Consider the following 23400-nt stretch of genomic DNA (forward strand, 5'->3'; position numbering starts at 1 on the left):
CGTCGCTCAGCCCTGCGCGGGGCGCTGCGACAGGTGTTCCAGGTAGCAGGCGATGATGTCCACCGACAGCTTGAGGCGGGTTTCCAGCAGCGCCATGGTCGGCTGGAAGTCGGCCACGCTGAGGGCCTTGAGGAACAGGTCGGCCTTGAGCATCTCGAGAAACTGGCAGGCCACCGCGTAGAGCGTTTCCTCGTCCATGTGAGGAGCGACCGCGGCCAGTCGCTCGCTGAGCAGCAGATAGCTCTGCTGCGGCCCCTGCTCGTAGAAGGACTTGCCGATCGCCGGAAACCGCGGGGATTCCGCCACCACCAGGCGATAGAGGCTCTGGCAGCGGGGATCGAGCAGGCTGGTGAGAAAGCGCCGGCCGAAATGCTCGAGGGTGGCGCTCAGTGTGGCGGCGGGGCGCGGCTGATCGGCGCTGTCGTCGAAGATTTCCTCGATCATGTGGGCGATCACCGCGGCGAACAGGCCCTCCTTGCCGCCGAAGGAGCTGTACAGGGTCCCCCGTGAACCACCGGCCCGTTCTATCACCATGTCCAGGGTGGTGCCTTCGAAACCGTGTTCGAGAAAGGCCTGGGTAGCGGCGTCGAGCATGGCGCGGCGGCGTTGCCTGCCGCGTTCGGTCAGACGGGGAGAAGCATCGTTCATGAGCGGTATCGGGCCTCGCGGGGTGGCGGTCGGAAGGTGCGCATGGTGGGCCGTCGGGACGGTCCGTTCAAGCCTCCAGGCGGTTTGCTGAGAGCGTTTCTCGTTAGGGTTGACGCTGGTCATTTAAGAACTGTATCGTACAGTACTGTTTTGGCAAGCACTTCCGCTCATTCCTCCGCCTTGCCTCCCCGCAGGAGTCCCCCCATGAATGCCCCCGCTAAGAGCCTGTTGGATATCGATGCCTTTCCCCTGGTCCAGGTCCGCGAGATGCCCCGCGAGCTGGCCGATGTCGAGCGCTGGTTGGAGGAGGTCGAAGCGCTGCTGGCCGTCGAGCGCGATTTCGCCCTGGTCTATCCGCCGCTCCCGCAGGAAGAAGCTGAAGGCGACCAGCAGGCGCGCAAGCGCCTGGTGTTGTGGCTCAAGGAAAATCGCCAGCGCTTCGTCGAGCATTGCCGGGGCATCCTGCTCAGTGCCAACGGCCAGCCGGACAACCTCGCCGACCTGCAGCAACTGGCGCCGGTGCTGCAGGCTGTCTACGGCCCGCCGGTGAGCGTGGCGCCGGACCTGGCGTCCGCCCGCGGCATGGCGAAGGCACTGCTGAGCGGGCCGGCGACGGGGATGAACTGGTGACGCCGCCATGTCCCTGAACACTCCGCGCAACAAACCGTCCCGCACCGAGACCGAAGCTGTCGCTGCCAGCTCGGGACGATCCGCCGTCGGCCGGCGGGATTACACCGAGCAGCTGCGCCGGGCAGCCCGGCGCAATGCCTGGGACCTCTACGGCGAGCACTTCTACTGAGCGGGCGTGCCGGATTGCCATTGGTGCGGGCGATGGAACACATCGTTTGATTCCTGGGCTCTTTACCTCAAGTTAACTTGAGCTATCAGAATCCGCGCAGAGCGTCTGGCGATCTTGCCGGGCGCCACTCCATGCCCGGAGGCAACGATGGATAGCCCGTCCACTCTCGCTCGTCCGCACCCCCAGGCCAGCCCGCGATGGCTGGCAGTTGCCAATGTGATCTTCGCCGGCATCGCCGCTGCCCTGCATGTCGGCAAGGCGACCATCGCCCTGCCGTCGCTGCAACGGAGCTTCGGCGGCGACCTCGCCGCGCTGAGCTGGATCATGTCCGCCTTTCCGTTCGTCGGCGTATTCGGCGGCATCGCCGCCGGCCTCCTGGTGCGTTGTTGGGGAGATCGCCGGCTGCTGACCGTTGGGCTGGCGATTCTCGGCGGGGCGAGCCTGCTCGGTGCGTCGATGCAGGACTTCGCCTGGTTGCTTGCCACTCGCTTCGTCGAGGGGCTCGGTTTCCTCATCGTGGTAGTGGCGGCGCCCGCCGTGTTGCACAGGATCACCAGCGAGACGCGGCGCAGCGTGGTGTTCGGTCTGTGGAGCACCTTCATGGCAGGCGGAATCGCCCTCTCGATGCTGTTCGGGCCGCTGCTCGCGGACTGGCGTGCCGACTGGCAACTGAGCGCACTGCTGGTACTGGTCGCGGCGCTGCTGCTGCCGCTCAGCGTCCCTGCCGACGATGGGTGCAGGGCGGCAGGCGTGAGGCCGGCCGGTCTTGGCACGTTGCTCAAGGTTCCGGCGATCACCCTGCTGGCGCTCGGCTTCACCACCTACAACCTGCAGTTCTTCGCCCTGATGACGTTCCTCCCCGTGTTCCTCATGCAGCGCCTGGGCGTCGCCCTGGAGACTGCGGGACTCATCGGCGCGGCCATCGTCGCGGCGAACGCCCTGGGCAATGTCGCGGCGGGCTTCATCCTTTCCCGCGGCATACGTCCCGGCGCCTTGCTGGCGAGCACCGCGATCCTGATGGGACTCACCGGTGCGGCGTTCTTCCATGCCGCGACGCCGGGACTCCTGGCGATTGCGCTGGGGTTCGTCTTCTCGGCGGTCGCCGGCATGCTCCCCACCACCGTGCTGGCGACCGCGCCGCTGGCCTCGCCCGCGCCTTCGCTGACGCCACTGGCCATCGGCTGGGTAATGCAGGGCAACTACCTGGGGCAGGTGATCGGCCCCTTGCTGATCGGCCTGATCGTCAGCCGTTTCGACTGGTCGGGCGCGATCGGCCTGATGCTGGTCGCGGGCGCGGCGGGGGCCGTCCTGGGGTTCTGCCTGCTGCGTGCGCTGGACGGCCTGCCTCGCGCCATTGCCACGGGTTCCGCGGCTCGCCCCGCGGATTAGAAGAGAAACCGGCTTCGTGCAGGGCGGGTAGCCGAGCGACTATTCGTCCTGCGCATTGGTTCGGCACGGGCGGCCAGAGGCCGCCGCCGTCCCTCGGCTCAGTCGTCGCGGGTGAGCACTTCCAGCAGTTCGATCTCGAACAGCAGGTTGGAGTGGGGCTTGATGTGCGCGCCGACCTGCCGTTCGCCGTAGGCCAGGTGGGAAGGGACGAACAGCCGTCGCTTGCCACCGACCTTCATGCCCATCAGGCCCTGGTCCCAACCCTTGATCACTCGTCCGGTGCCGATCACGCACTGGAATGGCCGGCCGCGCTCGTAGGAGGAGTCGAACAGCGTGCCGTCTTCCAGGGTGCCCTTGTACTGGGTGGTGATCAGCGCACCCTTCACTACCTCCTTGCCGTCGCCCAGGAGGAGGTCTTCGATCTGCAGTCGGTCGTTCATGGGGCGGTACCTGCGCGGTTTGCGGAAAGCCGCGATTCTGCCAGCAAGCGCGCCGCCTGTCGCCGAGCCGACGGATCAGGGCATTGCCAGGCGGTCCGCGGCACGGGCATCATGCCCGCGCCTTTCCGTCGGGAAGGCTACCGCGTTCCGCGATGTCGCGCGCATCGCGGCTGGACACATATCTCAGGGATCATACGAGAACATATCCGCATGCAAAGACTGTCGCGTATCGGCCGCAACACCCTCGCCGTCTCCGTTTCCACCTTGCTCCTCAGCGCCTGCAACCAGGGCGACGATGCGCCGAAGCCTGCGGCGGTCGCGCCGCAACCGGCCGCACCGAGCATGGCTGCACTGAGCATCCCGCTATGCCTCAACGGCCAGTGCGCGGTGATCGACCAGGACGCCAAGCTGCTCGTGCCGTTCGACAACGACTACGACAATATCGTCGCCAGCGCCTACCAGGGCACCCTGATGGCGGCGCGCGAGGAGCGCTGGAACCTGATCCAGGCGAAGGACGGCAAGGTGTTGCGCGACGATATCGGCGAAGCCCTGTCGCTGCTCACCCCCAACCTCTATGGCTTCGTCCGCGATGGCAAGTACGGCGTGGTCGACGGCCAGGGCAAGGAAGTCCAGGCGCCGCGTTTCGACGACATCTACCCCAACAGTGCCAATGAATTCATCATCTACGAGATCGATGGCAAGCGCGGCATCCTCGATGCCAAGGGCAAGCAGCTCACCGAGGCGCTCTACGACACCACCCTGGTCAACGGCAGCGTCGCCGAACACGGCGGCTTGATCAGCGCCGAGCGTGGCGAGGAGAAGTGGATCATCAACCTCGCTACCGGCGAACAGAAGGCCGTGGCCTACGAGAGCCTGGGCGACCTCCACGACGGCGTGATGAGCGCCAGCGTCATCGGCAAGGGCTCCCAACTGGTGGATGCCAAGGGCGACGTGGTCGGTGACGGCAAGAGCTACGATTACCTGGGCACCCCGGCCAACGGCCTGGTGGCGTTCCGCGAGAAGTACGACAGCCCCTGTGGCTACCTCGACTACCAGGGCAAGGTGGCGATCGCCGCCCAGTTCGCCGGTTGCGGCGCCTTCGGCAAGCAGGGCGGGCTGGCCCAGCAGCGCATGGAAGATGGCTCGTCGGGCAAGTACGGCCTGATCGATCGCAGCGGCGCCTGGAAGGTGCAGCCGCAGTACGATTCGGCCGACAGCGCCGGCCTCACCGCGCTTGGCTACACCGTCGACGTGCCCGGCCTGGCTGCCGTCGGCGTGAGCACCGGCCTGTTCAGCGCCGACTTCGGCATCTTCAACCTCGACGAAGGCAGCGAGTGGGTGAAGCCGGGTTATGCGCAGATCGGCGCGCTGGGCAACGACCTGTTCGTCGTGGCGAAGAAGGGCGGACCGCAGAAGACCGTCAGCTTCATGGGTTCGGAAAGCCAGGTGCCGGTGGTGGGCCTGATGGACCGCAGCGGCAAGATGCTGCTGGAGCCGGGCGAACTGATCAGCATCCAGTCTGCGTATGACGGTCGTTTCCTGGAAGGTCTCGACGGTATGGACAACGCTGCCCACACCGTGTTGCTCGATCGCCAGGGACGCACGCTGGTTCCGGCGCTCTGGCAGAAGCTGGAGGTGAATCCGCAGCAGGGTTACATCCTGGGCTACGAAGTCAGCGGCACTGGCGACGAGGCGACGGAAACCTTGCGCGCACTGTACGACCTGAACGGCAAGCCGCGCTTCACCGTGGCCACCACCGATTGCGGCGCCGAACAGTTGCTCGACGGCAATGGCAAGGCGATCTGGCCGCAGGACCCGACCCCGTATTGCCAGTCGGACGACGAGCAGGACGACGAAGGCGAGCCGGAGCAGGAGCCGGCGCCCGTCGAAGAGAGCGAGGAAACCAGCGAGAGCTGAGTTCCCCGAGCGCGTCCGTCCCTTGCGGCGGGCGCGCGGTTCCGCTGTTTCGCCGTGGCTGCTGGCCACGGTCTCCCCTCACTGGCGGTGCCAGAAGTCCGAATACTCCTCGAACGGGTAGCGCTCGCCGTCATAGCGCAGCGTGCGCAAGGGTTTGCCGTTCTCCGTTTCGCCGTCGCTGACCCGCGAGGTGATGACCAGGTCGGCAAAGCCGTTGGAGCGTCCGCGGCCGAGTTCCAGGGTCAGGTGCGAGACTTCCTGTTCGAACCCGGGCTCGGCGGAGCAGACCGAGCCTTTCAGCGTCCTCCACTGGTCCAGGTAGGTATTGAGCACCGGCCGCAGCTTGCCTTCGCCGGCCGGCACCACCAGGGTCAGCAGGTTGTCGAAGCCGGCTTCCGGACAACTGGCGCCACGCGCCACGCTATGGAATACCACGCCGAAGGCGCGCACCGTCGGGCTCAGGCGATAGCGCGCGGTGTCCAGCCAGAGGCTGTCGCTGCCGACGGCGACGGAGGCGTCTTCTTCGAAGTCGCTGTCGTAGCGTTCGAGCAGCCTGCCGCTGCGGCTGTCGGCCTTGGCCAATAGCAGATGCGGGTGGCGTTCGCCTTCCACGGCGGTGTCGCCCGGATCCAGGTAGGCCATGGCGATCACCGTCTGCGCGGGGTCGTCCGGCCAGGGCTTGCAGGCCACGGCGAGGAACGGACCGGAAGATTCGTACGAAGGGGCTATCCAGCCATCGTGGCCGACCTGCCTGGCTACGGCGTCAAGCAGTCGCGACGCGCAGGGCTGCGGTTCGCGGGCTTCGGCCTGGCTGGCGAGTCCCAGCAGCAGGAGGCAGAGTCGGGCGGAGAGGCGGCGGTTACGGTCCATGTGAAAAGAGTCCTTTGGCGGAGGCGGGCACGGAAGACGCCCGGCGCTGCGGGACATTCTAGCGGCTGCGCGGACCTTGCGAAGCGGGCTGGCGGGGCGGACATATCGCGGCCGCGCTGCTCAGGCCAGGCCGTTTTCCCGGATGTAGATAAAGAGTCCGGCATTGCTGTCCAGGCCAAGCTTGCGCATGGCGCTGCTCTTTTGCGCGCTGATGGTCTGCTTGCTGCGGCACAGTCGGATGGCGATTTCCCCGACCGCCAGGCCGCTGCCGTACAGGCGCAGCACTTCCACTTCGCGCGGGGTGAGTTGTTCGAGGCTGGCCAGCGGCTTGCCGTGCTCGGCTTCGCCCACTTCCAGCAGGTGTGCGATGGAGCGCGAGATGAATGGTCGACGGCCGGCGTGGCGGATCGCCTTGGGTAGATCGTCGAGCATGCCGCGTTTGCTCACCAGGCCGTGAATGCCCAGCTTGAGCAGGGATGAAACGAGTGCCGGGTTGCCGAGCATGGTGACGACGATGATCGGCAGGTCCGGATAGCGCCGCCGGACCTTCTGCACCAGGCGCAAGCCGTCGGCCTGCTGGCTGCCGGGCATCATCAGGTCGGTGATCAGCAGGTCGCAGGGGTGCGCTTCGAGCTGCGCCAGCAAGCCATCGGCGTCCTGGGCCTGGGCGACGATCCGCAGGTCGTCGTACGCACTCAGCAGATAGCGCATGCCGATCAGGGTGAGGGCGTGGTCGTCGACGAGGATGACGCGTGTTTTCATGAAATCGAACCCGATCGAGGTGGAGGTTTCCGCAGCGGCTACCGGCAACGCCGGCAGGCGGATAATCCGCCAGGAGGCAGCTCCGGACGGGCTCGAATTCTAGCGATGGTGTCTGTCGGTTTAATCAGGACTTTTCTGAATGCTAGTAGGAAATTTCCTATGTGTTTTCCCTAGGTTATTTCGAGGGGAGGCCGAGAAACATAGGGTCTTTGAACGGCTTTCGTGGAGTAGGGGTTGAAATCGCTGTCAGTACATTTCTGTCAGTCTTGCTGGACATCGGAAGGGCGCGACGGCAGCGCGGGTTCCGCTGCCGTCGCCGTCCTTCAACCCAGTTCGCGGACTGCCCGCACCGCCTGGTCGATGGCGGCATGGGCGTAGGCATCCCAGGCCGCATCCGAGTTGGCGATGGCGACATTGCCGACCTTGCTTCGCGCCAGTTCCATCAGCGCTTCGCTTTCCGCCTCGTCGTCGTAGAGGGTATTCATGAAGTAGGAGTAGCCGTGCGACCAGCGGTTCACGGTGATGCCGGTGATGTCGCGGCGGTGGTCGAAGCCCGCCGGGCCGAGCATGGCCTGGAGCTGGTCGCGGATGTCCTTTTCCAGTTGCTCGAAGCTCATCGCGTAGAGCTTGCTGCGGCCTACGCGAGCCTGGGTGCGGGCGTCCATGCCGGCGTTCGGGGTGGTCGGCACGTAGACCATGTGCACGCCGATCGGCTGCCGCGGGTCGCGTGGATGCCGGTAGCTGCCGAGGTCGACCGGGAAGTCCAGCTTGATCCGCGAGTAGGGCAGGGTCGGCGCGTAGATCTCGTGGATGCCGAGGGTCTTCCAGGCCTGCCAGTTGCGCAGCAATACCTTGGTGTACACCAGCGGGAACTTGACGTTCTGGCTCAGCGCGTGGGCCTGCTCCTCGGAGAGGTCGCGCAGCAGGTACGGCACCATCATGTTGTAGCAGGCCATCACGCAGTGCTTGCCGCGTACCCGGTGCAGGCGGCCGGCGCGGCTGTAGCCGACATCGACGCCGCCGGCGCGGTTGCGCACGCTGACGGCGGTGCTGTTCAGGCGCAGGCGCACCGGGTGCCCGGCGAGGTCCAGCTTCGAGTAGTCGAAGCGGGCCATGACGATGTCCTCCATGCCTCGGCCCGGCGCCACCGCGGGGATCAGGTCGCGCACCATGAGCCGAGCCAGCGAGGCGTTGCCGTCGGGGAAATGGTAGATGTACGGCTCGTCCATTTCCGCCTGGGCCTCCTCGCTGGGTTGCGGCAGGCCGAGGGCGTCGAAGCCGGGGAAGCCGGCGGCGTATGCGTCGGCCGCCGGCAGGGCGTCGGCGCCGAGGGCGGAGAAGTCGCTGCTGCGGCCCTGGAAGTACTTCACCGAGGTTTCCGAGAGCCCGACGTTCTTGAGCAGGTAGTCGCGGTAGCTGGTCTTCGCCAGGTAGGTTTCCTTCTCTTCCACGCTCTTGCCGGCAAGATAGTCGCGAGGTGACTCGTACAGCGCGATGAGCGCCTCCCGGTCTTCGCGGCTCAGCGGGAAGTCGCCGATGAAGGCGCGCCAGGAGCGGGCATTGAGACGATCGCGGGGGACCTCGTCGGCAACCATCGGCGTCGGGTCGCCGCTGACCAGCTTGTCCACGCCGAAGCTGGCCTTGTCGAAGAACACCGCGCGGGACAGGCCCAGGCCGGGGTAGAAGTCGGTGTCGAAGGCTGTCTCGAAGCGCTTGAGCTCGACGCCCAGGCGTTTCAGCAGGTGTTTGGCGTCTTCGCTATAGAGGGCGTTCGGCGATTGCAGCGACTCGCTGCCGCCGTAGCCGAGGATGGTGCGCCCGCCGGCCTGGAATTCGTTGCGCTTGGCATGGCCGCCGAAGTCGTCGTGGTTCTCGATGACGAGGATGCGCGCCGCGGGGTGCCGTTCGCGATAGAACCAGGCGGCGGCGAGGCCGCTGATGCCGCCGCCGACCACCACCAGGTCGTATTCCTCTTCGATCGGCAGGTGGTCGACATCGAAGGTCTTCTTCTCCCAGCCCATCTGGTGTGCGACTTCGAAGGCGCCCGGATGGCTACCGCGCAGGCCGGTGAGCGCGGGCGGATAGTAGCGGCCGCCGGGGGCGGCGCGGAGGACCTCGGCGGGGGTCAGGCCTGCGGCGATGGTCAGGGCTACGCCGTTCAGGAAGTCGCGGCGGGAGATGGTCATGGGAAGTCCTTTGCGAGGCAGTGGGTGGCTCGGGGGAGCCATGTTCACAGATTGCTGTTGCGAATGCGCGCGGAGCGGCTGGCGTCGGACGCCGACCCGCAGTCGCGGGCGGGCGCGGAGTTTAGAGGGCCATGCCGGCGCGTCGAAGGGCTTTCTGCTGGCACTAGGCCTCTATCTGGAGAAATGTGACATGTGTCGCGCTTTGCCACGGTGTCCGGGGAGGCCGGCAATATCTCGAAGCAAACTCCCGGCGGGCAGCGCGGACGCGAAGGGCTAGAGTCGGTCGAATCCGGTTGTTACCGAACGTCCTGGAGGTTCCTCATGAATACCCGTGGTTTGCTCGACCAATTGCTCAAGTCCGGGCAGGAAATGTTGCAGAACAAGTCCGGCGGCAAGCCCGGCGCCAGCGGCGGCGGACAGCTCGGCAGCCTGCTTTCCGGCGCCGGCGGCGGAGCCCTGGCGGCCGGCGCCATCGGCCTGCTGCTGGGAAACAAGAAGGCGCGCAAGTTCGGCGGCAAGGCGATCACCTACGGCGGCCTCGCCGCGCTCGGGGTGATCGCCTACAAGGCCTACAACAACTGGCAGCAGCAACAGAACGGCGCCGCGCCGCAGGCGCAGCCGCAGACCGTCGACCGCCTGCCGGAAGCCCAGGCCGAAGTGCATAGCCACGCGATCCTCCAGGCCATCGTCGGTGCGGCCAAGGCCGACGGCCACATCGACGAGCGCGAACGGCAGATGATCGAAGGCGAGGTGGCCAAGCTGACCAGCGACCGCGAGGTGCAGGGCTGGCTGGAGCGCGAGCTGAACAAGCCGCTGGACCCGGCCGAGATCGCCCGTGCCGCGAGCACCCCGGAGATCGCCGCGGAGATGTACCTGGCCAGCCTGCTGATGGTCGACGAGGAAAGCTTCATGGAGCGCTCCTACCTCGAGGAGCTGGCGCGGCAGCTGCGCCTGGAACCCTCGTTCAAGCTGGAGCTGGAGAACCAGGCCAGACAGGCGCTGCAACGCCTGGCCTGAGACGGCGGAGAGTCGTTCCGCGGATAACCGCCGCCATCATGGCGGCGGCGTTGCCGAAGGGCCGAGCAGAACCTCTCGCTCGCGCTGGCACAGCTCCAGCAGGAAGTCCCAGACCACCCGCAGGCGCACCGAGCGGTGCAGTTCCCGCCGGGTGCTCATCCAGTACTCGCGCTGGATGCTTTCCTCGGGCAGCACCGGTACCAGCAACGGATCGCGGCTACCCATGAAGTGCGGCAGGATCGCCAGGCCGATGCCGGCCTGTGCCGCCTGCTGCTGGGCGACCACGCTGGTGCTGCGGAACACGACCTGCGGGTGGCGGCAGAAACTGTGGTGGAACATCAGTTCCTGGCTGAACAGCAGGTCGTCGACGTAGCCGATCCACTGGTGCCTGCCGAGGTCGTCGCGGTCGCGCAGCGGCGGCGCCTGTTCCAGGTAGGCGGGGCTGGCGAACAACGCCAGGCGATAGCGGGTCAGCAGGCGGGTGATCACCAGGTCGGCGCTCGGCCGGTCGAGGGAGATGGCGATGTCCGCTTCGCGGTTGGTGATGCTGACGAAGCGCGGCACCGAGACCAGCTCGACCTCCAGGCCCGGGTAGTGGCGCATCAATTGCGCCAGGCGCGGAGCGAGGAAGACGCTGCCGAGGCCTTCGGTGACGCCGATGCGGATCTGCCCCAGCGGCGAGATGCTCTGGCTCATTTCTTCCTGGGCGAGCAGCGCGGTGTTCTCCATCGCCTCGGCGTGCTTGAGCAGCGCCTGGCCGGCCGGAGTCAACTGGTAGCCGCCGGTGTGCTGGGCGAACAGTTGGGTGCCGAGGTCGCGCTCGATGTTCTCGATGTGCCGGGCCACCGTGGCGTGAGTGGTGCCGAGACGCTTGGCGGCGGTCAGCAGGCGACCGCTGCGCTGCAACTCGAGGAAGAAACGCAGGTCATTCCAGTCGAACATGGGGAGCGCCTTCTGCCGGGCCGAGGGGGGGGGGGCTGTTAGAAAACGAACAATAGCTGCCCCGAAACGTTTGTTTTTTTATCGCGAATGAACGACTAGCCTCAAGCCGTTCGAGACTTGCCGGTCATCCGCAGGTCCGACGGCCCATCACAAGAATGACAAGACGAGGCTCGCCATGCCCGAGGTACTGGATACCTACGACTACCTCATCGTTGGCGCCGGACCTGCCGGCTGCCTGCTGGCCAACCGGCTTTCCGCCGACCCTGCCAACCGTGTCCTGCTGCTGGAAGCCGGCGGCCCGGACAACTATCCCTGGATCCACATTCCCGTCGGCTACCTCTACTGCATCGGCAACCCGCGTACCGACTGGTGCTTCGACACCGACGAGGTCCCCGGGCTCAACGGTCGTTCCCTGAAGTACCCGCGCGGCAAGGTGCTCGGAGGATGCTCCTCGATCAATGGCATGATCTACATGCGTGGCCAGGCCCGCGACTACGACCAGTGGGTGGCCGAAGGCAATCCGGGCTGGAGCTGGAGAGAGCTGCTGCCGCTGTTCCGCAGGATGGAGGACCATTTCGCCGGGACCAGCGAAATGCACGGCGCCGGCGGCGAATGGCGGGTAGAACGCCAGCGGCTCTCCTGGAAGCTGCTCGATGCCTTCCAGCAGGCGGCGGCGCAGACCGGCATCGCCAGCGTCGAGGATTTCAACGGTGGCGACAACGAAGGCTGCGGCTACTTCCAGGTCAACCAGCGCGGCGGGGTGCGCTGGAATGCCTCGAAAGGCTTCCTGCGCGGCATCGCCCAGCGCGCCAACCTGACGGTTCTGACCCATGCCGAAGTCCAGCGAGTGCTCCTCGAGGACGGCCGCGCCAGGGCCCTGTCGGTCTGTTGGCAGGGCCGCGAGCAGCGCTTCGAGGCGCGCCGCGAGATCGTCCTGAGCGCCGGCGCGATCGGTTCGCCGTGCCTGCTGCAACGCTCCGGGATCGGCCCGCGGGACCTGCTGGAGCGGCTCGGCGCCGGGGTCGTCCACGAGTTGCCCGGGGTCGGTGGCAATCTCCAGGATCACCTGCAGCTGCGCATGATCTACAAGGTCGACGGCGTTCCCACCCTCAACCAGATCGCCGGCAGCCTATGGGGCAAGCTGGGCATGGGCCTGCGCTACCTGGCGAGCCGCAGCGGGCCGTTGTCGATGGCGCCGAGCCAACTGGGCGCCTTCGCCCGCTCCGATCCGCAGCAGCCCTCGGCCAACCTCGAATACCATGTCCAGCCGCTCTCGCTGGATCGCTTCGGCGAGCCGCTGCATGCCTTCCCTGCGTTCACCGCGTCGGTCTGCGACCTGCGCCCGCACAGCCGGGGGACGGTGCGCATCCGCTCGCTCGACCCGGGCGAGGCGCCGTCGATCCAGCCCAACTACCTGAGCGATCCGCGCGACCTGAAGGTCGCCGCCGACGCCATACGCCTGACCCGCCGCATCGCCGCCGCACCGGCGCTGGCCGCCTTCCGTCCGCAGGAATACAAGCCCGGCCCGGAATACCGCAGCGAAGAGGATCTGCAGCGCGCTGCGGCGGAGATCGGCACCACCATCTTCCACCCTGCCGGCACCTGCCGCATGGGCCAGGGGCCGCAAGCGGTGGTGGATGCGCAATTGAGGGTGCACGGAATCCCCGGCCTGCGCATCGCCGATGCCTCGATCATGCCCAGCCTGACCTCCGGCAACACCTGTTCGCCGGTGCTGGTGATCGCCGAGAAGGCGGCGCAGATGATTCTCGCCGAGCGCCGCCGCGAGGCCGCGCCGCAGGTCGTCGAAAGCGCCATGGCGGCCGGCGGCAAGGAGGCGGTGGAGGCCTGAGGATCGCTACACCCCGTATCGCGTGGCGCCCGGCGCCGCAGCGGTCGACGCTGAAAACGGAAATGGCAGACAACAATAAGAGCCCCCACAAGGGGCGGGAGAGCCGCAATGACCGAGTACGCAACGACCCCTTCCTACACAGTGCCTGCGACCACGCCCCAGGAGGAGCGCAAGGTGATCTTCGCCTCCTCGCTGGGCACGGTCTTCGAGTGGTACGACTTCTTCCTCTACGGCGCCCTGGCGGCGGTGATCAGCAAGCAGTTCTTCGCCGGCGTCAACGACACCACGGCCTTCATCTTCGCCCTGATGGCCTTCGCCGCCGGCTTCCTGGTGCGGCCCTTCGGCGCGCTGGTGTTCGGCCGCCTGGGCGACATGATCGGGCGCAAGTACACCTTCCTGGTGACCATCCTGTTGATGGGGTTGTCGACCTTCGCCGTCGGCCTGCTGCCCACCTATGCCTCGATCGGGGTCGCCGCGCCGATCATCCTGGTCACCTTGCGCATGCTCCAGGGCCTGGCCCTGGGTGGCGAGTACGGCGGCGCGGCGATCTATGTCGCCGAGCACGCCCCGGCGAACAAGCGCGGTAGCTACACCAGTTGGATCCAGTCCACCGCGACCCTCGGCCTGTTGCTCTCGCTGCTGGTGATCCTGGCCTGTCGCCAGTTGACCGGCGACGAGTTCGAGACTTGGGGCTGGCGCCTGCCATTCCTGCTGTCCATCGTCCTGCTGGGCATCTCCACCTGGATCCGCCTGTCCATGCGCGAGTCGCCGGCGTTCCTCAAGATGAAGGCCGAGGGCAAGGTCAGCAAGGCGCCGCTGCGCGAGTCCTTCACCCAGTGGGGCAACCTGAAGGTGGTGCTGACCGCGCTGTTCAGCATCAATGCCGGCCAGGCGGTGACCTTCTACACGGCGCAGTTCTACGTGCTGTTCTTCCTTACCCAGGTGCTCAAGGTCGATGGCGGCACCGCCAACGGTCTGCTGATCGTCGCCCTGGTGCTTGGCGCGCCGTTCTTCATCGTCGCCGGCTGGCTGTCCGACCGCATCGGCCGCAAGCCGGTGCTGCTGGCCGGACTGTTGCTCGCCACGCTGTTCTACTTCCCGCTGTTCAAGGGCCTGACCCACTACGCCAACCCGGCCATCGACCAGGCCAGCCGGCAGTCGCCGATCAGCGTGGTGGCCGACCCGGCGACCTGCACTTTCCAGTTCGACCCGGTAGGCAAGGCGACCTTCGACAGCCCCTGCGACAAGGTCAAGACCTTCCTGGTCAAGGCCGGCCTGCCCTACTCGACGGTGGCGGCGCCCGCCGGCAGCGACGTCAGGGTGCGGATCGGCGAGACCGAGATCGCCGGCTTCGACGCCGAAGCGATGGCGGCCGCGGTGAAGACGGCAGGCTATCCGCAGCAGGCCGACGGCAGCCAGGTGAACAAGCCGATGGTGATCGCCATCATCTTCGCTCTGGTACTGATCTCCACCCTCTGCTATGGTCCGCTGGCGGCGCTGATGGTCGAACTGTTCCCGACCCGCATCCGCTATTCCTCGCTGTCCCTGCCGTACCATATCGGCAACGGCTGGTTCGGCGGCTTCCTGCCCACGGTCTCGTTCGCCCTGGTGGTGTACACCGGCGACATCTTCTACGGCCTCTGGTATCCGGTGCTGATCACCGGCGGTAGCCTGGTCTGCGCCTTGCTGTTCCTCCGCGAAACCCGCCATACCGACATCCACCGGTGAAATCGCGCCCCGTTCCCGGCATGGGGACGGGGCGCACATTCCCTCCGTGATGAGCCTGTCTTCTCAGAAAAGTCTGGCTTGCCAGTTTTCTTTCTTTCTCTTTCTGCCACACTTCTGGCGTCAAAAAACGCCTTTCCAGCGCCTACAATAGCGGGAAAACCCTATGGCGCTGCTTGCCGGTGCCGGGGACGGCCTATACAGTCCGCGCGATTGACGGGCCGTTGTGGCGGCAGGAACGAATCCGGACTCGAGTCTTGGGGAAAAATGTGAAGAACTGGACTGTTCGCCAGCGAATCCTGGCAAGTTTCGCCGTGATCATCGCGATCATGCTGCTGATGGCCGCTACTGCGTACGTGAAGATGTTGACGGTGGAAAAGGGCGCCTACCGTGTCCAGGACGACGCCATGCCGGGGATGTACTTCATCACCCTGGTACGCAGTTCGTGGACCGACAACTACTTGCAGACCCAGGAACTGTTCGGCATCACCGACGACCACGAGCTGAGCAAGGCCGAGGCCGACAGTATCCTCGCCAGCGAGGAGCGCCTGGACCAGCAGATCGCCTCCTACCAGAAGACCATGAACCCGGACGAGGCCCGCGACCACGAGTTGCTCGCCGGTTTCCAGGCCGTGCGCAAGAACTACCTGGAGCAGCACGACAAGGTGCTCGAGCTTTACCGCGAGAAGCGCTTCGAGGAAGCCGGCAAGCTCGTCGCCGGCCCGTTGACCGAGCACTGGCGCGAGGGCCGCAAGTACCTCAACGAGATGATCGAGCTGAACAAGGACATCGCCGACCGCGCCTCGGACAACATCGTAAACGCGGTGGACGATGCCGAACTGAGCATGCTGGTGACCCTGCTGCTGGCGGTGGTGGTAGCCGGCATCTGCGGGTTCCTGCTGTTGCGGGCGATCACCCAGCCGATCCAGAAGATCGTCCGCAGCCTCGACCTGATGGCCGGTGGCGACCTCACCGCACGCCTGAACCTCGGCCGGCGTGACGAATTCGGCGCCATCGAGACCGGTTTCAACGGCATGGCCGAAGAGCTCAAGGGCCTGGTGTCGCAGGCCCAGCGTTCTTCGGTGCAGGTCACCACCTCGGTCACCGAGATCGCCGCGACCTCCAAGCAGCAGCAGGCCACCGCCACCGAAACCGCCGCGACCACCACGGAGATCGGCGCCACTTCTCGCGAGATCGCCGCCACCTCGCGCGACCTGGTGCGGACCATGAGCGAAGTCTCCGGCGCCGCCGAGCAGACGTCGACCCTGGCCGGTTCCGGCCAATTGGGCCTGGCGCGCATGGAGGAAACCATGCACCACGTGATGGGTGCGGCCGACCTGGTCAACGCCAAGCTGGCGATCCTCAACGAGAAGGCCGGCAACATCAACCAGGTGGTCACCACCATCGTCAAGGTCGCCGACCAGACCAACCTGCTCTCGCTGAACGCCGCCATCGAGGCGGAGAAAGCCGGCGAGTACGGCCGCGGGTTCGCCGTGGTGGCCACCGAGGTGCGCCGGCTGGCGGACCAGACCGCGGTCGCCACCTACGACATCGAGCAGATGGTGCGCGAGATCCAGTCGGCGGTATCGGCCGGGGTGATGGGCATGGACAAGTTCTCCGAGGAGGTCCGCCGCGGTATCGCCGAGGTCGGCCAGGTCGGCGAGCAACTGTCGCAGATCATCCAGCAGGTGCAGGCGCTGGCGCCGCGGGTGCAGATGGTCAACGAGGGTATGCAGGCCCAGGCTACCGGTGCCGAGCAGATCAACCAGGCGCTGGTGCAACTGGGCGAGGCCACCGGGCAGACCGTGGAGTCGCTGCGCCAGGCCAGCTTCGCCATCGATGAGCTGAACCTGGTGGCGAACGGGCTGCGCAACGGCGTATCCCGCTTCAAAGTCTGAGGCTGTGACCGTGTCCCGCTCCACCGGCGATCATCGACGCACCAGCAAGCTGTTCCTGCTGTTCCGTATGGAAGGCGACCGCTATGCCCTGGATGCCCGCGAAGTGGTCGAAGTGCTGCCGCTGCTGCGCCTGAAGCGCATTCCGGAGGCGCCGGAATGGGTCGCCGGGGTGTTCTCCCATCGCGGCGTCCTGGTCCCGGTGCTCGACCTCTGCGCAATGGCCTTCGGCCGCGCGGCGCTGGCCCGCACCAGCACGCGCATCGTGCTGGTCGAATACCGCGCCCGCCAGGACCGGGAGCCGGTCTGGCTCGGACTGATCCTCGAACAGGCCACCGATACCCTGCGCTGCGAACCGTCGGCGTTCCGCGACTATGGCCTGGACAACGGCGGGGCCCGCTATCTCGGTCCGGTCTATGAAGGACCACGGGGACTGGTGCAATGGGTGCGGGTCGAGGCATTGCTGCCCGACGAAGTGCGCGCCCTGCTGTTCCCGCCGGAGTGCGGCGAGGGGACGGCATGAACGATCGCTTCGAACGCCTGCTCAAGAGCAGGATCGGCCTGGATGCCAGCTCGGTGGGCAGCGCGGTGATCGAGCGCGCGGTACGCCAGCGCATGAGCGGCCTCGCGCTGCACGACGAGGACGAATACTGGATGCGCCTGAACGGCTCGCCGGGCGAGGTGCAGGCGCTGATCGAAGCGGTGGTGGTGCCGGAGACCTGGTTCTTCCGCTACCCGGAGTCGTTCACCACCCTCGCCAGGCTGGCCTTCGAGCGCCTGCCGAGCCTGGGCGGCGGACGCGCGCTAAGGATCCTCAGCCTGCCCTGTTCCACCGGCGAGGAGCCGTATTCCATCGTCATGGCCTTGCTCGATGCCGGGCTCTCCGAGTACCTGTTCGAGGTCGACGCCCTCGACGTCAGCGCTCGGGTGATCGAGCGCGCCAGCCTCGGGGTGTACGGCAGGAATTCCTTTCGCGGCGACGAACTGGGGTTTCGCGACCGCCATTTCAGCGAGGTTGCCGAGGGCTACCAGTTGGCCGAGCAGGTTCGCCGCAAGGTGCGCTTCCGCTGCGGCAATTTGCTCGATCCCGGGCTACTGGCGGGCGAGGCACCCTACGATTTCGTGTTCTGTCGCAACCTGCTGATCTATTTCGACCGCCCGACCCAGAGCGAGGTGGTCGAGGTGCTCAAGCGCCTGTTGCGGTCGGACGGCGCGATGTTCATCGGTCCGGCCGAGGCGAGCCTGCTCAGCCAGCACGGCATGCAGCCGATCGGCGTGCCGCTGTCTTTCGTGTTCCGCCGGACCAGCGAGGCGCCCCGCGGCGCGCGGCCCAAAGCGGTGAGCGACGGAGCGCGCCCGGTCGTTGCCGCCGCCGTGGAGCGTGCGAGTATTCGGCCTTCGCCGCCGCCACCGGCGAAACCGCGCCAGCGGCTGTCCAGCCTGGTTCCGCCAGCCAGCGGCCAGCCCCTCGCCAGTCCCGTCGGCGAGTTCGACGAAATCGCCCGCCTGGCGGATGCCGGCCAGCACCGCGAGGCGCGCGCCGCCTGCGAGCGCCAACTGGCCGCGCGTGGGCCGTCGGCCACGGTCTTCTACTGGCTCGGGCTGCTCAGCGATGTCGCCGGGCAGGAGCAGGAAGCCCAGGATTTCTACCGCAAGGCCCTGTACCTGGAGCCGCAGCACGCCGAGGCGCTGGCGCACCTGGCGGCGCTGCTCGCCGCTCGCGGCGACCATGCCGGCGCCCGGCGCCTGCAGCAACGTGCGGCCCGTGGAGTGAACAAAGATGGTTGAGGCGAGCCTGACCTTGCTCGATACCCAACAGGTGGATGACTGCTGGAACCGCATCGGCGTGCATGGCGACAAGTCCTGCGAACGCCTGGCCGAGCATGTCCATTGCCGCAACTGCGAGGTTTACGCTGCCGCGGCGACCTACTTGCTGGACCGCATCGCCCTGCGCCAGGACCAGCTCGACAGCGCCGAAACGATGGACAGCCAGCGCGAACAGAGCGACCTCGGCGAGACGCGTTCGATCCTGGTGTTCCGCCTGGGCGAAGAGTGGTTCGGCCTGGCCACCGGCAGCCTGGTGGAAGTGGCGCCGATGAATCCTATCCATTCCCTGCCGCACCAGCGCTCGCGCGCCCTGCAAGGGGTGACCAACGTGCGCGGCGCGCTGGTCGCCTGCCTTTCCCTCGGCGAACTGCTGGATCTCGAACCCGGCGCCGCGCCGGTCAGCGAGCGCCGGGTGGTTCCGCGCATGCTGATCATTTCCGCCGCCGGCGGTCCGGTGGTGGCGCCGGTGGAGGAAGTCGACGGCATCCATGCGATTCCGCTGGCGCGGATACTGCCGCCCAACCACGCCGACGGCCAGGCCTCGCGCCGGCACGTGGCCGGCGTGCTGCAATGGCGCGAGCGGAGCATCACCCTGCTCGACGAAGGCCCTCTCCTGCAAGCCGTAGCGCGGAGCCTGGCATGACCCCGGACCAGATGAGAGACGCGTCGCTGCTCGAGCTGTTCCGGCTCGAGGCGGAGGCCCAGACCCAGGTGCTCAACGCCGGCCTGATGGCGCTGGAGCGCAGCCCGACCCAGGCCGACCAACTGGAAGCCTGCATGCGCGCCGCGCACTCGCTGAAAGGCGCGGCGCGGATCGTCGGGCTGGACGCCGGCGTGCGCGTGGCGCACGTCATGGAGGATTGCCTGGTGGAGGCGCAGGACGGACGCCTGCTCCTGCAATCGGAACATATCGATGCGTTGCTCCAGGGCTGCGACCTGTTGCTGCGTATTGGCACCCCGCCAGCCGGCGACGCAGGCTGGGCCGAAGGCGCCGGGCGGGAAGAGATCGACGGCCTGGTGCTGCGCCTCGAAGGCCTGGTGCGCAGCGGCCTGCCGCTGGCCCGCGCGGAGCTGCCGGCGACGACTCCCGGTCTGCCGGAAGCGGTCCCCGAGGCGCCGCCAGCGGCGTCAGCGGCCGCCAGCGACGACAACGACGAGGAGCCCGCCGGGCAGGCGGGCGGCGAACAGGCCGAGGAGCGCCGCAGCCGGGTCCTGCGGGTCACCGCCGAACGCCTGGACCGGCTGCTGGATATCTCCAGCAAGTCGCTGGTGGAGTTCCAGCGCATCAAGCCGCTGGCCGATTCCCTGCAACGCCTGCGTCGCCTGCAGTCCAGCGCCAGCCGCGCGCTCGACGTGGTACGCGAGACGGTCCAGGAAACCGCCCTCGACCCGCAGGCCCAGGCCATGCTCGGCGAGGCGCGGCAACTGATTGGCGAATGCCAGCAGATGCTGGTGCAGCACATCGCCGATCTCGACGAGTTCGCCTGGCAGGGCGGCCAGCGTGCCCAGGTGCTCTACGACGCGGCGCTGGCCTCGCGGATGCGGCCATTCGCCGACGTCCTTAGCGGCCAGGCGCGGATGGTTCGCGACCTGGGCCGCTCGCTGGGCAAGCAGGTGCGCCTGCTGGTCGAGGGCGAAAGCACCCAGGTCGACCGGGATGTCCTGGAAAAACTCGAAGCGCCGCTCACCCACCTGCTACGCAATGCCGTCGATCACGGTATCGAGGCGCCGGAAACCCGCCTCGCCGCCGGCAAGCCGGCCGAGGGCAGGATCACCATCCGCGCCCGCCACCACGCCGGCATGCTGGTCCTGGAACTGAGCGACGACGGCGGCGGCATCGATCTGCAGCGCCTGCGCGAGACCGTGCTCAATCGCCAGTTCGCCACCGCCGAGACCGTGGCGCAACTGAGCGAGGAGGAACTCCTGGCGTTTCTCTTCCTGCCCGGCTTCAGCATGCGCGAGCAGGTCACCGAGGTGTCCGGTCGCGGCGTCGGACTGGACGCCGTGCAGCACATGGTCCGCCAGTTGCGCGGCGGCGTGCGCATGGAGCAACGCCAGGGGCAGGGAGCGCTGTTTCACGTCGAGGTGCCGCTGACCCTGTCCGTGGTGCGCAGCCTGGTGGTGGAGATCGGCGAGGAGGCCTACGCCTTCCCGCTGGCGCACATCGAGCGCATGTGCGAGCTGGAAGCGGAGGAGATCGTCCAGCTCGAAGGTCGCCAGCACTTCTGGTACGAGGGTCGCCATGTCGGCCTGGTTTCGGCTGCGCAACTGCTGCAGCGGCCCGAGAGCAGCCGCACCGAAGGGGCCATCCCGGTAGTGGTGGTGCGCGACCGCGATGCGGTCTACGGCGTCGCCGTGGAGCGTTTCGTCGGCGAGCGTACCCTGGTGGTGATGCCTCTCGATCCGCGCCTGGGCAAGGTGCGCGACGTTTCCGCCGGCGCCTTGCTGGACGACGGTTCGCCGGTGCTGATCCTGGACGTCGAGGACCTCCTGCATTCGGTCGGCAAGCTGCTCAGCAGCGGCCGCCTGGAGCGCATCGATCGCAGCCGGCGGCAGGCCGGCGGGGCGCAACGCAAGCGCATCCTGGTGGTCGACGACTCGCTCACGGTGCGTGAGCTGGAACGCAAGCTCCTGCTCGGCCGCGGCTACGACGTGGCAGTGGCGGTGGATGGCATGGACGGCTGGAACGCCCTGCGCTCGGAGCATTTCGACCTGCTCATCACCGATATCGACATGCCGCGCATGGACGGTATCGAACTGGTCACCCTGGTGCGTCGCGACAGCCGCCTGCAGTCGCTGCCGGTGATGGTGGTGTCCTACAAGGATCGTGAGGAGGACCGTCGGCGCGGTCTCGACGCCGGCGCCGACTATTATCTGGCGAAGGCCAGTTTCCACGATGAGGCCTTGCTGGATGCCGTCGTCGTCCTGATCGGAGAAGCACAGGGTTGAGGATCGGAATCGTCAATGACATGCCGTTGGCCGTCGAGGCGCTGCGCCGCGCGCTGGCCTTCGAGCCGCAGCACCAGATCGTCTGGGTCGCCAGCAACGGTGCCGAGGCGGTGACCCAGTGCGCCGCCGATACGCCCGACGTGGTGCTGATGGACCTGCTCATGCCGGTGATGGACGGCGTCGAGGCAACTCGTCGGATCATGGCGGAAAGTCCTTGCGCGATCGTGATTGTTACCGTCGATATCGAGCAGAATGTGCACCGGGTTTTCGAAGCGATGGGATATGGGGCGCTCGATGCGGTGAACACGCCGGCGCTGGGCATCGGCAACCCGCAAACGGCGGCGGCGCCGTTGTTGCGCAAGATTCAGAACGTCGGCTGGCTGATCGGCCAGCGCGATAACCGTGGCAAGGTCCAGGTGGTGCCGCCGAAGGCCGGCGGGGCGCGCCAGCGTCTGGTGGCGATCGGCGCCTCGGCTGGCGGTCCGGCGTCGCTAGCGGTGTTGCTCAAGCAACTGCCGGCCAGTTTCAATGCCGCGGTGGTGCTGGTGCAGCATGTCGACGAGGTCTTCGCCGCCGGCATGGCCGAATGGCTGGCCAGCGAATCGAAGCTGCCGGTGCGCCTGGCGCGCGATGGCGAGCCGCCGATACCGGGGCAGATCCTGCTGGCGGGGACCAACAATCACATCCGCCTGCTGCGCAACGGTTCGCTGGTGTACACCGCCGAACCGCGTTCTTTCGTCTACCGGCCGTCCATCGACGTGTTTTTCGAGAGCGTGGCGAATTATTGGCGTGGCGATGCCGTGGGCGTGCTGCTGACCGGCATGGGCCGCGACGGCGCCCAGGGCCTCAAGCAGATGCGCGAGCGCGGTTTCCTCACCATCGCCCAGGACCAGGCCAGTTGCGCAGTCTACGGGATGCCGAAGGCCGCGGCGGCGATCGATGCAGCGGTGCAGATCCTTTCCCTGGAAAAGATCGCCCCGCGCCTGGCGGAGGTATTCGATTAGCCGGGTTCGACTCCGGCCAGGCGCCAGGGTAGGCGCCGGCGCCCGCCGCGGCGGTGCGTGGAACAGCATTCAATTTGATACGAGGGGCCCCGGTCCCGGAGAGAAACATGCACAACCCTCATGAGAGCAAGACCGACCTGGGCGCCCCTCTGGACGGCGCGGTCATGGTACTGCTTGTCGATGATCAGGCCATGATCGGAGAGGCTGTGCGTCGCTCACTGGCGAGCGAGGCGGGCATCGACTTCCATTTCTGTTCCGATCCGCAGCAGGCAGTGGCGGTGGCCAACCAGATCAAGCCGACGGTGATCCTCCAGGACCTGGTGATGCCCGGCGTCGACGGCCTCACGCTGCTCGCTGCCTACCGCGGCAACCCGGCGACCCGCGACATCCCGATCATCGTCCTGTCGACCAAGGAAGAGCCGACGGTGAAGAGCGCGGCGTTCGCCGCCGGCGCCAACGACTACCTGGTCAAGCTGCCTGACGCCATCGAGCTGGTGGCGCGGATCCGCTACCACTCGCGTTCGTACATCGCCCTGCAGCAACGCGACGAGGCCTATCGGGCGCTGCGCGAGAGCCAGCAGCAGTTGCTGGAGACCAACCTGGTGCTGCAGCGGCTGATGAACTCCGACGGCCTGACCGGGCTCTCCAACCGTCGTCACTTCGACGAATACCTGGAGATGGAGTGGCGCCGCTCGCTGCGCGAGCAGTCGCAACTGTCGCTGCTGATGATCGACGTGGACTATTTCAAGAGCTACAACGACACCTTCGGCCACGTCGCCGGCGACGAGGCCTTGCGCCAGGTCGCCGGGGCCATCCGCGAGGGCTGCAGTCGCTCCTCGGACCTGGCGGCTCGGTACGGCGGCGAGGAGTTCGCTATGGTCCTCCCGGGTACCTCGCCGGGCGGCGCACGGTTGCTGGCGGAGAAGGTCCGGCGCACGGTGGAGAGCCTGCAGATCAGCCACGACCAGCCACGCCCGGGCTCGCACCTGACCGTCAGCATCGGCGTCAGCACCCTGGTGCCGGGCGGCGGCGGGCAAACCTTCCGGGTTCTCATCGAGATGGCCGACCAGGCGCTCTACCAGGCCAAGAACAATGGCCGCAACCAGGTCGGCCTGATGGAACAGCCGGTGCCGCCGGCCCCGGCGGGCTGAGCGGCGCGCGGCGGCCATGCGTCGCCGGCC

General features: G+C 67.1%; 20 protein-coding genes. 14 read left to right on the forward strand and 6 right to left on the reverse strand.

Annotated features, from left to right (window positions below; translation table 11 throughout):
* Positions 1-6 precede the first annotated feature (6 nt).
* On the reverse strand, positions 7-648 hold the full coding sequence (nalC, locus tag LE197_RS36200) for an efflux system transcriptional repressor NalC (protein WP_003109635.1): 642 nt from the start codon (positions 646-648) through the stop codon (positions 7-9).
* 204 nt (positions 649-852) lie between these two features.
* Between nalC and LE197_RS36205 the strand changes: the two genes are divergently transcribed.
* The 3 genes from LE197_RS36205 (at position 853) to LE197_RS36215 (ending at position 2836) form a co-directional block, all read left to right on the forward strand.
* On the forward strand, positions 853-1278 hold the full coding sequence (locus LE197_RS36205; protein WP_003143203.1) for a hypothetical protein: 426 nt from the start codon (positions 853-855) through the stop codon (positions 1276-1278).
* Between the two features lie 7 nt (positions 1279-1285).
* Positions 1286-1447, forward strand: a complete 162-nt coding sequence (gene armR, locus LE197_RS36210; RefSeq protein WP_003100689.1) for a MexR antirepressor ArmR — start codon at positions 1286-1288, stop codon at positions 1445-1447.
* A gap of 147 nt (positions 1448-1594) precedes the next feature.
* Positions 1595-2836: a CynX/NimT family MFS transporter gene (locus LE197_RS36215; RefSeq protein ID WP_023091087.1), complete on the forward strand. Its 1242-nt coding sequence runs from the start codon at positions 1595-1597 to the stop codon at positions 2834-2836.
* A 98-nt stretch (positions 2837-2934) separates the two neighbouring features.
* Here LE197_RS36215 and LE197_RS36220 read toward each other — a convergent pair whose 3' ends face one another.
* Positions 2935-3276, reverse strand: a complete 342-nt coding sequence (locus LE197_RS36220) for an FKBP-type peptidyl-prolyl cis-trans isomerase (protein ID WP_003092567.1) — start codon at positions 3274-3276, stop codon at positions 2935-2937.
* A gap of 210 nt (positions 3277-3486) precedes the next feature.
* On the opposite strand from LE197_RS36220, the gene LE197_RS36225 reads away from it, so the two are divergent.
* Positions 3487-5193, forward strand: a complete 1707-nt coding sequence (locus tag LE197_RS36225; protein ID WP_003100693.1) for a WG repeat-containing protein — start codon at positions 3487-3489, stop codon at positions 5191-5193.
* Between the two features lie 78 nt (positions 5194-5271).
* Here the strand turns inward: LE197_RS36225 and LE197_RS36230 are convergent, their stop codons facing one another.
* From LE197_RS36230 to LE197_RS36240, 3 genes are all read right to left on the reverse strand, one after another.
* Positions 5272-6063: a hypothetical protein gene (locus LE197_RS36230; protein ID WP_196752311.1), complete on the reverse strand. Its 792-nt coding sequence runs from the start codon at positions 6061-6063 to the stop codon at positions 5272-5274.
* Between the two features lie 120 nt (positions 6064-6183).
* Complete coding sequence (locus tag LE197_RS36235) at positions 6184-6825, reverse strand: response regulator transcription factor (protein WP_003092560.1); 642 nt, start codon at positions 6823-6825, stop codon at positions 6184-6186.
* 323 nt (positions 6826-7148) lie between these two features.
* Positions 7149-9011 carry an NAD(P)/FAD-dependent oxidoreductase gene (locus LE197_RS36240; protein WP_226033837.1) on the reverse strand — a complete coding sequence of 621 codons (1863 nt, stop codon included), beginning with the start codon at positions 9009-9011 and terminating at the stop codon, positions 7149-7151.
* A 321-nt stretch (positions 9012-9332) separates the two neighbouring features.
* Between LE197_RS36240 and LE197_RS36245 the strand changes: the two genes are divergently transcribed.
* The gene (locus tag LE197_RS36245; RefSeq protein WP_003106298.1) at positions 9333-10028 is read left to right on the forward strand and encodes a tellurite resistance TerB family protein; all 696 of its coding nucleotides are present in this window, start codon (positions 9333-9335) and stop codon (positions 10026-10028) included.
* Between the two features lie 36 nt (positions 10029-10064).
* On the opposite strand, the gene LE197_RS36250 is transcribed toward LE197_RS36245, so the two are convergent.
* Positions 10065-10970, reverse strand: coding sequence for a LysR family transcriptional regulator (locus LE197_RS36250; protein WP_003092552.1), 906 nt, complete (start codon positions 10968-10970; stop codon positions 10065-10067).
* Positions 10971-11145: 175 nt separating this feature from the next.
* Here LE197_RS36250 and LE197_RS36255 point away from each other — a divergent pair, with 175 nt between their 5' ends.
* From LE197_RS36255 to wspR, 9 genes are all read left to right on the forward strand, one after another.
* Positions 11146-12819 carry a GMC family oxidoreductase gene (locus tag LE197_RS36255; RefSeq protein WP_012613667.1) on the forward strand — a complete coding sequence of 558 codons (1674 nt, stop codon included), beginning with the start codon at positions 11146-11148 and terminating at the stop codon, positions 12817-12819.
* A gap of 108 nt (positions 12820-12927) precedes the next feature.
* Positions 12928-14547, forward strand: coding sequence for an MFS transporter (locus LE197_RS36260; protein WP_003106293.1), 1620 nt, complete (start codon positions 12928-12930; stop codon positions 14545-14547).
* Between the two features lie 266 nt (positions 14548-14813).
* Positions 14814-16442 carry a Wsp signal transduction system chemoreceptor WspA gene (wspA, locus tag LE197_RS36265; RefSeq protein ID WP_003106291.1) on the forward strand — a complete coding sequence of 543 codons (1629 nt, stop codon included), beginning with the start codon at positions 14814-14816 and terminating at the stop codon, positions 16440-16442.
* 4 nt (positions 16443-16446) lie between these two features.
* Entirely contained in the window at positions 16447-16962 is a 516-nt protein-coding gene (locus tag LE197_RS36270; RefSeq protein ID WP_003106290.1) for a chemotaxis protein CheW, read from the forward strand.
* Complete coding sequence (locus LE197_RS36275; RefSeq protein WP_003122132.1) at positions 16959-18227, forward strand: CheR family methyltransferase; 1269 nt, start codon at positions 16959-16961, stop codon at positions 18225-18227. Before LE197_RS36270 ends, LE197_RS36275 begins: the two co-directional genes overlap by 4 nt.
* Entirely contained in the window at positions 18220-18909 is a 690-nt protein-coding gene (locus LE197_RS36280) for a chemotaxis protein CheW (protein ID WP_003103738.1), read from the forward strand. Before LE197_RS36275 ends, LE197_RS36280 begins: the two co-directional genes overlap by 8 nt.
* A complete protein-coding gene (gene wspE, locus LE197_RS36285; protein WP_003103736.1) occupies positions 18906-21215 on the forward strand; it encodes a Wsp signal transduction system sensor histidine kinase WspE in 2310 nt (769 codons plus the stop codon). The genes LE197_RS36280 and wspE overlap by 4 nt, the downstream gene beginning before the upstream one ends.
* Positions 21212-22219, forward strand: a complete 1008-nt coding sequence (wspF, locus tag LE197_RS36290; RefSeq protein ID WP_003092534.1) for a Wsp signal transduction system protein-glutamate methylesterase WspF — start codon at positions 21212-21214, stop codon at positions 22217-22219. Before wspE ends, wspF begins: the two co-directional genes overlap by 4 nt.
* Positions 22220-22326: 107 nt before the next feature.
* Positions 22327-23370, forward strand: coding sequence for a Wsp signal transduction system regulator diguanylate cyclase WspR (wspR, locus tag LE197_RS36295; protein ID WP_003103734.1), 1044 nt, complete (start codon positions 22327-22329; stop codon positions 23368-23370).
* Positions 23371-23400: the final 30 nt, after the last annotated feature.

This window comes from Pseudomonas sp. PS1(2021), assembly GCF_020405165.1.
Classification (GTDB): domain Bacteria; phylum Pseudomonadota; class Gammaproteobacteria; order Pseudomonadales; family Pseudomonadaceae; genus Pseudomonas; species Pseudomonas aeruginosa.

Bases quoted from the DNA above. Each gene is read 5' to 3' on its own strand.
- nalC (WP_003109635.1), bottom strand. From the start codon at position 648: ATGAACGATGCTTCTCCCCGTCTGACCGAACGCGGCAGGCAACGCCGC.
- LE197_RS36205 (WP_003143203.1), top strand. From the start codon at position 853: ATGAATGCCCCCGCTAAGAGCCTGTTGGATATCGATGCCTTTCCCCTG.
- armR (WP_003100689.1), top strand. From the start codon at position 1,286: ATGTCCCTGAACACTCCGCGCAACAAACCGTCCCGCACCGAGACCGAA.
- LE197_RS36215 (WP_023091087.1), top strand. From the start codon at position 1,595: ATGGATAGCCCGTCCACTCTCGCTCGTCCGCACCCCCAGGCCAGCCCG.
- LE197_RS36220 (WP_003092567.1), bottom strand. From the start codon at position 3,276: ATGAACGACCGACTGCAGATCGAAGACCTCCTCCTGGGCGACGGCAAG.
- LE197_RS36225 (WP_003100693.1), top strand. From the start codon at position 3,487: ATGCAAAGACTGTCGCGTATCGGCCGCAACACCCTCGCCGTCTCCGTT.
- LE197_RS36230 (WP_196752311.1), bottom strand. From the start codon at position 6,063: ATGGACCGTAACCGCCGCCTCTCCGCCCGACTCTGCCTCCTGCTGCTG.
- LE197_RS36235 (WP_003092560.1), bottom strand. From the start codon at position 6,825: ATGAAAACACGCGTCATCCTCGTCGACGACCACGCCCTCACCCTGATC.
- LE197_RS36240 (WP_226033837.1), bottom strand. From the start codon at position 9,011: ATGACCATCTCCCGCCGCGACTTCCTGAACGGCGTAGCCCTGACCATC.
- LE197_RS36245 (WP_003106298.1), top strand. From the start codon at position 9,333: ATGAATACCCGTGGTTTGCTCGACCAATTGCTCAAGTCCGGGCAGGAA.
- LE197_RS36250 (WP_003092552.1), bottom strand. From the start codon at position 10,970: ATGTTCGACTGGAATGACCTGCGTTTCTTCCTCGAGTTGCAGCGCAGC.
- LE197_RS36255 (WP_012613667.1), top strand. From the start codon at position 11,146: ATGCCCGAGGTACTGGATACCTACGACTACCTCATCGTTGGCGCCGGA.
- LE197_RS36260 (WP_003106293.1), top strand. From the start codon at position 12,928: ATGACCGAGTACGCAACGACCCCTTCCTACACAGTGCCTGCGACCACG.
- LE197_RS36275 (WP_003122132.1), top strand. From the start codon at position 16,959: ATGAACGATCGCTTCGAACGCCTGCTCAAGAGCAGGATCGGCCTGGAT.
- LE197_RS36280 (WP_003103738.1), top strand. From the start codon at position 18,220: ATGGTTGAGGCGAGCCTGACCTTGCTCGATACCCAACAGGTGGATGAC.
- wspE (WP_003103736.1), top strand. From the start codon at position 18,906: ATGACCCCGGACCAGATGAGAGACGCGTCGCTGCTCGAGCTGTTCCGG.
- wspR (WP_003103734.1), top strand. From the start codon at position 22,327: ATGCACAACCCTCATGAGAGCAAGACCGACCTGGGCGCCCCTCTGGAC.